This window comes from Candidatus Eisenbacteria bacterium, assembly GCA_016867495.1.
Classification (GTDB): domain Bacteria; phylum Eisenbacteria; class RBG-16-71-46; order CAIMUX01; family VGJL01; genus VGJL01.
Genome location: VGJL01000236.1, coordinates 1 through 3403, shown reverse-complemented (window position 1 = coordinate 3403; position 3403 = coordinate 1). Strand labels below are relative to the sequence as shown.

Here is a 3403-nt window from a genome sequence, read left to right as displayed (position 1 = left end):
AGGTGGCGCCCTCGCCGGCCATTCGCCGGAGACGCGACGGCGCCGCCATCGCCACTTCCTATCGGCATACGCGCGCCGGGAAGTGGAGTGGATTCCGCCTGATCCCGGCGAGGAGACGATAGCATGGCGCGCGGCGGTCTTGGAAGGGCGGAGCGCGGACAGCGCCCCCTTGCGCAGGCGGCGGGCGCGGGCGCGCCGCTTATCGGCGAGGGCGAGCGGGCGGCGTATGATGGAGTGAGCATGGATCCGACCTTCCGCATAGGCGTCGACCTCGGAGGAACGAAGATCGAGGGGGTCCTCCTCGCCGGGGACCCGATCGAGCCGCTCTTGAGGTTCCGGCGCCCAACGCCGCGGGGTCAGGGGTACGAGGCGATCGTCGACGCTGTCGTGGCAATGGTCGACTCCCTCAGAGCGCGGGCCTGCGGCGCGGAGAGATCGATCGGCGTCGGCATACCCGGGGCAGTCTCCTCGACGCATGGCCGCGTCAAGAACGCCAACACAACCGAGCTGATCGGGCGCCCCCTTCAGCTCGATCTCGAGAAGCGCCTGGGGCAGCGCGTCCGCGTCGAGAACGACGCCAACTGTTTCGCTCTGGCGGAGGCTCTCCATGGAGCGGGGCGAGGCGGGCGCTGCGTCTTCGGCGTGATCCTAGGCACAGGCGTCGGCGGAGGAATCGTCCTGGACGGGCGCATCTGGCCGGGGGCGCAGGGAATCGCGGGCGAGTGGGGGCACAACCCTCTCGACCCTTCCGGCCCCCCCTGCTACTGCGGGCGGCGCGGATGCATCGAGACCTACCTGTGTGGACCGGCGGTCGAGAAAGCCTATCGCGAGGCCGGGGGCGATGCGCTCGCGGCCCTCGAGGTCTGGGCGCTGCGGGAGAAGGACCCGCGTGCGCGCCGGATCGTCGACTCCTACGAGGAACGCCTCGCCGCGGCCTTGTCCCTTGTCGTGAACATCCTCGATCCCGACATCATCGTCCTCGGCGGCGGGATCTCGCGCGCGCCCGCCCTTGCGGAGGGCGCCGCGCGCCACATGCCTTCCCGTCTCTTCAATGACGAGATGCTGACGGCCGTCAGGCCGAACTTGCTGGGCGACTCGGCCGGCGTTCTCGGCGCGGCCTGGCTAGGCTGCGGCGCCGCGAATGAGGCCAACGGCACTGGATGAGATCCCGTCGAATCGGGTATCCTGCTCTGGTGACTCGGAGATCCCCGGAGGAGGAGCCATGACGAAGGAGCAGTTGCAGACAGCGATCGACGCGGTGCGCACCGCGATCATCACCGAGATCAAGGGGCAGGAGCTCTACAAGACCGCTGCGGCGAAGGCTGAGGACCCGGACGCGCGCCGGATGTTCGAGATGCTCGCCGAGGAGGAGCAGGGGCACAAGGCCTACCTCGAGCGGCACTACGCCTCTCTGATGAAGACCGGCGCCTGGGCCGAGAATGAGCCGAGCGAGCGGTCCAAGGAGAAGATCGAGGAGTTCATCATCGACGACGCTTTTCGTCGCTCGCTTCGCCGGGGAGAGTTCGAGATGGCCGTCGTGGCGCTCGCGGTCGATCTCGAGGCCAAGGCCGTGCAGTTCTACAAGGAGGTCTCCCGGACGGCGGAGGATCCGGAGACGCGGAAGGTCTTCGAGCATCTCGTCGCCTGGGAAGAGGGCCACCACCGCCAGTTCATGGCCATAGAGCGGGAGCTCAGGGACGCCTACTTCGCCGACCGCGGATTCGCCCCCATGTGACGTCGCCGGACAGGCGGCTCATCGAGAAACGCCGAGCGCGGCGATCCAGGACGCGAATTCGGGGAATCGACTCGCGAGATCGGCGGGGTCTCCGGCCTCATAGTCGGCGTAGTCGAATCCGGGGGCCATCGTCGTCCCGAGCAGGGCGAATCTGCCCCCGGCCGCGACCGACGCTCCCTGCCAGGCTCCGCCCGGAATCACGATCTGAGGCCTCATCCCGGCATCAAGGTCGTTGCCGAGAAGGTGAATCCTCCCCTGCGAGCCACTGAGCACGAGGATCTCGACGGGATCCCCCGAATAGAAGTGGTAGATCTCATCGCCTGAGAGGCGGTGCATCGGGGACGGACGGTCGGGAGTGACGAGGAAGTAGATGGCGGTGCTGAGAGAACGACTTCTCCGATCGGCAGCGGCCGGGCCCGCCAACGGCAGATCCACGGCCGAACGATAGGTCTCGGCGAAGTACCCTCTCTCCCGAGGATGCTCCCTCAAGGCGAGGAGCCGGATGATCCTCTCCGGAGACGGGTTCGATTCCCGACTGGCGTCTCTCATGGGCTGATTCCGCGCGACGGCGATTGAGGCATCCGCCCGCCCGCTCCGAATCGGTGCTATTCGAGGCCGCGCGCCTCCAGTTCATCCTCCTCGAGACCTATGTAGTGCCCGATCTCGTGGTAGAGGGTCAGGTAGATCTCGTGGATCAGCTCCTCGCGGGTCTGGCAGATCCTCTCGAGGTTCCTCTGATAGATGAAGACGGTCGGCGGAAGCGATGGAGGGCTGTAGACCGACTTGTCCTTGATGCTGGGCCCGATGAAGAGGCCGAGCACGGCGGGAGTGACGGTATCCCCCCCTTCCGCCGACAAGACGTCCTTTTCAGGAAGGTCCTGGACGACGATCGGGATCTCGCTCAAGTGCGAGAGGATCGCCTCGGGCAGCGAATCGGCCGCCTCGCGCACGACGCGCTCGAAGGCCTCCCGCTTCATCCGCGTGGGGAGCGGGTAGGCTACCGGATCGGAGCGGTGGGCCAGATCGTAGAAGCCCTCGGCCTCCGTGTACCTTCCAAGGTGCTCCAGGGCTTGAGCGATCCCGAACTGCGCGGGGGCGGGATCCTCGTCCATGGCGATCACCTGACGGAAGAGCCCCTCGGCTTCGTCGAACCGCGCCAGCTCGAGCATCGCCGAGGCGAGGTAGAAGACATGGACGTTGGAGCTGTCCACCCGTCCCTCGGCGGACTCGAGGTGCTCCAGGGCCTCAACCGGATGTCCGCTCTCGAGAAGGGCTGCGCCGAGCAGAAAGCGAACCTCGGGATGCCCCTCGGTCTCCTCCATGAGATCCTCGGCCTCGGTGCTCGCGGTCTCGATATCCCCCTTCTCCAGCGCGTCCCATGCGCTGTCGATGCGGTCCATGACCTCATCGGAGAGGGGCGGATTCCGGTCCGGTCCTTCCTTCTTGCCAGCCATCCGGGTGGGAGCCTCCTTCGCGCCGCGAGGCGCGGCGTTCAAGAGAGAAGGATACTCCTCCGTCCACCTCCGGTGAACTTGGCTTTTGCCTGGGCAGATGCGGTTCGCTACGCTCCCTACGGGGGATCCCGACGGGAGGTCGATCCATGCGGCAGTTCTCCTCGTTCCACATGGGGTGCCTCTGGGCCGCCATCCTCGCGGCCCTCGCGGCCCT

At 67.1% G+C, this 3403-nt stretch carries 4 protein-coding genes; 2 read left to right on the top strand and 2 right to left on the bottom strand.

The features are described 5' to 3' along the window. Window positions 1-240: 240 nt before the first annotated feature. Together FJY88_12805 and FJY88_12800 are read left to right on the top strand one after the other, a co-directional pair. Entirely contained in the window at window positions 241-1164 is a 924-nt protein-coding gene (locus FJY88_12805; GenBank protein ID MBM3288209.1) for an ROK family protein, read from the top strand. Beyond that, window positions 1142-1735 carry a hypothetical protein gene (locus FJY88_12800; protein ID MBM3288208.1) on the top strand — a complete coding sequence of 198 codons (594 nt, stop codon included), beginning with the start codon at window positions 1142-1144 and terminating at the stop codon, window positions 1733-1735. Before FJY88_12805 ends, FJY88_12800 begins: the two co-directional genes overlap by 23 nt. 18 nt (window positions 1736-1753) lie before the next feature. Here FJY88_12800 and FJY88_12795 read toward each other — a convergent pair whose 3' ends face one another. Both FJY88_12795 and FJY88_12790 read right to left on the bottom strand, forming a co-directional pair. Beyond that, window positions 1754-2284, bottom strand: a complete 531-nt coding sequence (locus tag FJY88_12795; GenBank protein ID MBM3288207.1) for a cupin domain-containing protein — start codon at window positions 2282-2284, stop codon at window positions 1754-1756. A 56-nt stretch (window positions 2285-2340) separates the two neighbouring features. Continuing rightward, window positions 2341-3189, bottom strand: coding sequence for a tetratricopeptide repeat protein (locus tag FJY88_12790; GenBank protein ID MBM3288206.1), 849 nt, complete (start codon window positions 3187-3189; stop codon window positions 2341-2343). Window positions 3190-3403 lie beyond the last annotated feature (214 nt).

Coding starts and splice junctions, on each gene's coding strand:
- FJY88_12805 (MBM3288209.1), top strand. CDS start 241: ATGGATCCGACCTTCCGCATAGGCGTCGACCTCGGAGGAACGAAGATC.
- FJY88_12800 (MBM3288208.1), top strand. CDS start 1,142: ATGAGGCCAACGGCACTGGATGAGATCCCGTCGAATCGGGTATCCTGC.
- FJY88_12795 (MBM3288207.1), bottom strand. CDS start 2,284: ATGAGAGACGCCAGTCGGGAATCGAACCCGTCTCCGGAGAGGATCATC.
- FJY88_12790 (MBM3288206.1), bottom strand. CDS start 3,189: ATGGCTGGCAAGAAGGAAGGACCGGACCGGAATCCGCCCCTCTCCGAT.